The sequence below is a fragment of the Aerococcus sp. HMSC10H05 genome (genome assembly GCF_001806975.1).
Classification (GTDB): Bacteria; Bacillota; Bacilli; order Lactobacillales; family Aerococcaceae; genus Aerococcus; species Aerococcus viridans_B.
Genome location: NZ_KV786957.1, coordinates 1 through 5,008 on the forward strand (window position 1 = coordinate 1; position 5,008 = coordinate 5,008).

Below are 5,008 nucleotides of genomic sequence, written 5' to 3' on the forward strand. Positions count from 1 at the left end.
TGATAGTAGATTTAAAACTTTGCAACAGAACCCTTGTTTTTATTTACCGATTTCCGTATTGATTCTCAGCTAAGCTCATAAAATAACCTGTTAGCATAGCTGCGTCCTCTAGGTCGATATCTTCCAAGATCAATTTAAGCTTCATATCAGCAGTCAATTGGCGCTTGAAATCAACTTTTTTAGTCCAATCATTTATTGTAATGACCCTGTTCTCAATAAAATCGTGTAGGCTAATAGCTAATTTTGAAACAAAACAAGGCGAAACAAAGCCACCAAAACCTTACACCGAAGGTACACTTTTAACAGCAATGAAGAATGTCGGAAGAACGTTAGAAGAAGAAAATGAACAAGATATATTGAAAGAAACAGAAGGTATCGGTACAGAAGCGACAAGAGCTAGTATAATCGAAAATATCAAAAACAAAGGCTATATTCGATTAAATAAAAAATATTTAGAAGTAACCAAAAAAGGAATCACTTTATGTGAAATCATTAAAGATGACCCTATCGCAAACGCTTTAATGACAGCACAATGGGAAAAATATTTAAACAAAATAAAAGAAGAACAAGGTACACAGGAAGCCTTTATTGGTAGTATTGGACGATTTATTGAACATACGATTAATACTGTACCTGATAATTTCAAAAATAGTGATATTCAAGTTCATGCAAAAAAAAATGGACGACAAAATGATTGGCACTTGTCCTAAATGCCAACATCATATTGTAGATAAAGGGGAATTTTTGGGGTGTGATAATTATCCTGAATGTAAGTTTACTTTACCCAAAAAATGGAGTGGTAAAACGATACCTAAAAAGAATATCCAAGAATTGCTGGAGAAAGGTACTACATCAGAAATTAAAGGGTTTAAAAGTAAAAAGGGTAAGAACTTTAATGCTAAATTGAAAATTGTTGAAAATAGGGTAACTTTTGACTTTGACAAATAAAATAGACGCTGACAGGACGATTTAGAGCCATTTTAAAAGGATTAGGTGGTCAATTATGTATATCTGACCTACAAATAAAAAGATTAAAACAATAAGACAAAAGGAAAGAGGCTGGGACAAAACTACTTTTGCGAAAAAAGTAGTCCCACTTTCGTTTATTTTTATAAAGATATAGAAAAATACACTCCCACTACTGAACAAAAAAGTTCATAGTTTTGGGGGTGTATTTTTTTGAGAGACCTTTTGTCCCAGCCCCTTCTTTGTTATTCATTTTTAGAAGTTTTTGTTCGTTAACGGGAGTATTTCGCTTTCGATTACATCGGTATACGCTTGTTTAGCGAATTTTTTCACTCTGAATTTCTTCTGTACTTTCTCCCGATTTTCTTCTAGATAACGGTCTTTATCCATATTCTCAAGGAGATTATTCTCACCAGTTTGTTTACCTGCTTTTTCTGGTTTGTAATTCTCGATTAAGTAATGCAAATCATCTTCTTGGACATAGAGACTTTCCGATAAATCATGAACCAATTCACTGACACGCTCATCAATACGTTTTTCGATTTCACTCGATACATTAAGCGTATTTTCTGCTTGTGCTAGCTCATTACCATCCTTAATAGTAGAGAAGATATCTTCAATAATTTCACCTAATTTAGGGTTATTATCTTTAAATTTCGTTAAATAAGCTTCAGCGTCAACAATACGTTTGATACGATTTTGACTATTAGGTTCATTAACGATCGTTTGCATTAACAGCATTAAGTACTCGTAATCAATTTGTTGCTTGCCTACTTCAGACAACTGATAATCGAAGTCAATCGTTAAGTCATCTTCTTCGTCTTCATCGATTTGTTCTCTAATTTTTTCTAAGGCGTTCTCATACTTACCATGGTAAGACTCTATTACTTCAGGACGTAAGTTGTATTGTTGTTCAAACACCTCTTCGTCAAACTCTGAATATACTTGGATAGCCCCTAAGCTCTTATCAAATTCTTGATAAGCTTTTACAAAGAGTTTGAGGGTATCAATATCATCATTGACATCAATGCTCTCTGGGCTAGGCGCGACAGAAATTAAACGCTCATAAGCGTCCTGGAAGCGTCCGTATGACTCATTCCACCCTGGCGCCTGTATTGCGCTCTCTCCACCATTAGAATATAAAATAAAGGCATTTTCGACCGCTTCTTGATACTGAATTGGATATTGGAAAGTCATAATTTGGCCGTATTGTTTATCCTTGTCGTAGATACGGTTTGTCCGTGAGAAAGCTTGAATTAAATGGTGCGCCTTTGCGGGTGGTCTATCCATGAATAAAATCGCTGTTGAAGGTGAATCGAATCCAGTTAATAGACGATCAACCACAATCACAATATCTAATTGTTCACTACGTGTACGGTATATATCTTTTTTCCGTGCTAAACGATTATTAATGTCTTGGTTAAAAGCTCTAACCTGTTCTAGGTCATAATGTGTGTTGAACGTTTCATTATAATCTTGAATGATTTGTTTATATTGTGATTGACGTTCAAAAGAAGTTTCTTCTGTTTCATTTAAAGAATAAGTCACCGCTACTTTCGGGAAGTCTGATACTTGACTCTTTGTTTTTTCACTTATCTTAACGCTTGATTTACTTTCTTTTACTTCATTAAATAGTTCATAATAGCGTTGTGCATCAGGAATAGAACGTGTGGTTAAAATCGCACTATAGGTGTTCCCTGGCCCACGAGTAAGTTTGAATTTATGTCTTGAGTAATTAACGATTTGGTCAATGACTTTTAGTTTGTGTTCATCGTTTTCATAAGCTTCTCTAGGTAATTTGGCTTCTATTTCATGTTCACTCAACCCATCTATATCGATACCTGATTGGTCAAAATAATCTACAATAGAGTTCTTTTCAAGTGTATTAATATATTCAACTTGGAAACCGAGTACGGCTTTATCATGAATGGCTTCTTTTACGGTATATTCATGCAGACGTGGGCCGTACTGTTCTTCTGTTGTACGTGGCATATCCCCAAATTCATCTCGCGCATTTTCAGCAAATATTGGCGTTCCAGTAAAGCCATACCAAAGTGATTTAGGGAAGAACTTCGTAATTTCTTGTTGTTTTTTAGGGGTCACAGCACGGTGGCACTCATCTACAACGAACCCTATGTTTAAATTGCGTAATTTCTTTGCGGTACGGTTATCTTCTTTGTCACCGTAACGTTTCATGACATAATTTAATTTCTGTATCGTTGTAATGACTAAGTCACGGTCATTAGCGGTTAATTTTCGCACCAAATCAGATACGTTATCCGTATCATTCACTTCTACAACGTCATTCATTGCATAAGATTTAAAGGCAGTACCCGTTTGTTGGTCAAGGTCAATTCGGTCTACGATAAATATCGTTTTATCTAAGGCTGGGCTTCTCAATAAGTTTCTGGCCACTTTATAAGACGTAAGTGTTTTACCAGAACCTGTTGTATGCCACACGTAACCAGACTGACGTTGCCTTACGGCTTGCTCTACTGCTAAGATCGCATGAATTTGATAAGGTCTGAGTAGAATAATCGCTTTATGGTCAGCGTCTAACACAGAGAACTCGGTAATCATTTTATGACCTTGTGGAATAGACAGCACTTCTTTGGCAAAACCTAAATAGTTATTGATTCTATTGTTATTTTTATCTACCCATGAAGTTAAGAATTCTTTATTAATATGTTGACCATCAGCAGCTGCAATATACTTCGTATCTACCCCATTTGTGACCACAAACATTTGAAGCATGGAAAAGATACCGGTATATTTACCTTCGTTTGAGTATTTCTTGATTTGTTCAAAGGCTGCCATATACCCTTCTGAACGATTCTTTAATTCAATCTGAATTAAAGGTAATCCATTAATCAATAAAGTCACATCAAAACGGCGGTTACGGTCTTGTTCATCACGTTTACTTGACGCATACTGATTAATCACTTCATAAACGGAAATCCCACCAGAGATATCTTGTGATTTGAATACAGTTAAGGAAACCTTGCCTAATTTCGCATCTTCACGGTGCACAAGGACTTGTGCAATCCCGTTCTCCCCTTTTAACCATTCAGCAGCACGATAAAATGACCCGAAATTCAATTGCGTTTTTACTTGGTCAAACTCCTTATCCGTTAACGGGACGTCATTCAATTTATCTTTATTATTACGAGTCAGAATTTTGCGGAAATTATCCCATAATGCTTCTTCATTTTTTAAATCTGGCCGATAAGTCCATTGTGATTCACCATTAATTAACTGGTCAATCAACTTATCTTCCATGTCGCTCTCTAATTCAAAGCTTTTCACATCACACACTCCTTTATCATTATTTTTATACAAATACCTTCGCTATATCAATACTCTTTATCAAAGTGAACTGAACATAACGAAGGTGATTTATATGATTATATAAACATGTTTTGTAGTAAAACTTGTTTCATATTTTGTAATTGTTCTAATTTACGCTGTTGAAAAATGATTTTGTTATCAAGTTTCCCCAATAACGAACCAATTTTTTCTTGTTCAAAATCGTTTGCAACTTTTACTTTAAAGTTAGAAAAAAGCGAAATCCAATGACGTTCATGAGCCTGTGGTTCATATTTAATATTCTTCAATAAATAGAATAAAAAAGTATGATTGTGGTTGTCATTACTTCTATATAATATTTTCATAGCAGAACTTTTTACTTTAAAAGGAAAGTCAACTAAATGTGATCCAGTTGTAAAATCATCAAAAATGATTACTGGATTATCTTTTGTAGCACGATTTATCCCTTCTTTTTCGTCGGTAAATCCTAATATAAAAGATTGGCCAGCGGTTAAAACAGGTGTTGTATATGAATCGTTATATTCAGTAGATTGAACAATATAATTAGTTGGTTGTTCGTAATTAAGTAATTCACCCAGCTTCCGCTCTTCCCACTCGCCTTCAAACCCTTCAAACCGTAATTTCGGCACCGTTTCGCCTTTACCTGGGAACATTTGCTGTAACAACGCTTCTTTGAGTTGGATTAATTGGTCTAACTTACGCTGATGAAGAGTAA

Annotated in this window: 4 protein-coding genes; 2 read left to right on the forward strand and 2 right to left on the reverse strand. The window is 35.0% G+C overall.

Translation table 11 applies throughout. From position 1 onward, the window contains the following. Window positions 1–164 precede the first annotated feature (164 nt). Entirely contained in the window at window positions 165–710 is a 546-nt protein-coding gene (locus HMPREF3116_RS01850; RefSeq protein WP_070467315.1) for a DNA topoisomerase, read from the forward strand. Beyond that, window positions 691–948 (forward strand): topoisomerase C-terminal repeat-containing protein, encoded by a 258-nt coding sequence (locus tag HMPREF3116_RS09060; RefSeq protein ID WP_070467316.1) that lies wholly within the window; start codon window positions 691–693, stop codon window positions 946–948. Before HMPREF3116_RS01850 ends, HMPREF3116_RS09060 begins: the two co-directional genes overlap by 20 nt. 273 nt (window positions 949–1,221) lie before the next feature. On the opposite strand, the gene HMPREF3116_RS01860 is transcribed toward HMPREF3116_RS09060, so the two are convergent. Both HMPREF3116_RS01860 and HMPREF3116_RS01865 read right to left on the reverse strand, forming a co-directional pair. Then, window positions 1,222–4,245, reverse strand: coding sequence for a type I restriction endonuclease subunit R (locus HMPREF3116_RS01860; RefSeq protein ID WP_070467318.1), 3,024 nt, complete (start codon window positions 4,243–4,245; stop codon window positions 1,222–1,224). Window positions 4,246–4,370: 125 nt separating this feature from the next. Then, on the reverse strand, window positions 4,371–5,008 hold a 638-nt coding region (locus HMPREF3116_RS01865), incomplete at its 5' end, for a restriction endonuclease subunit S (protein WP_246819016.1).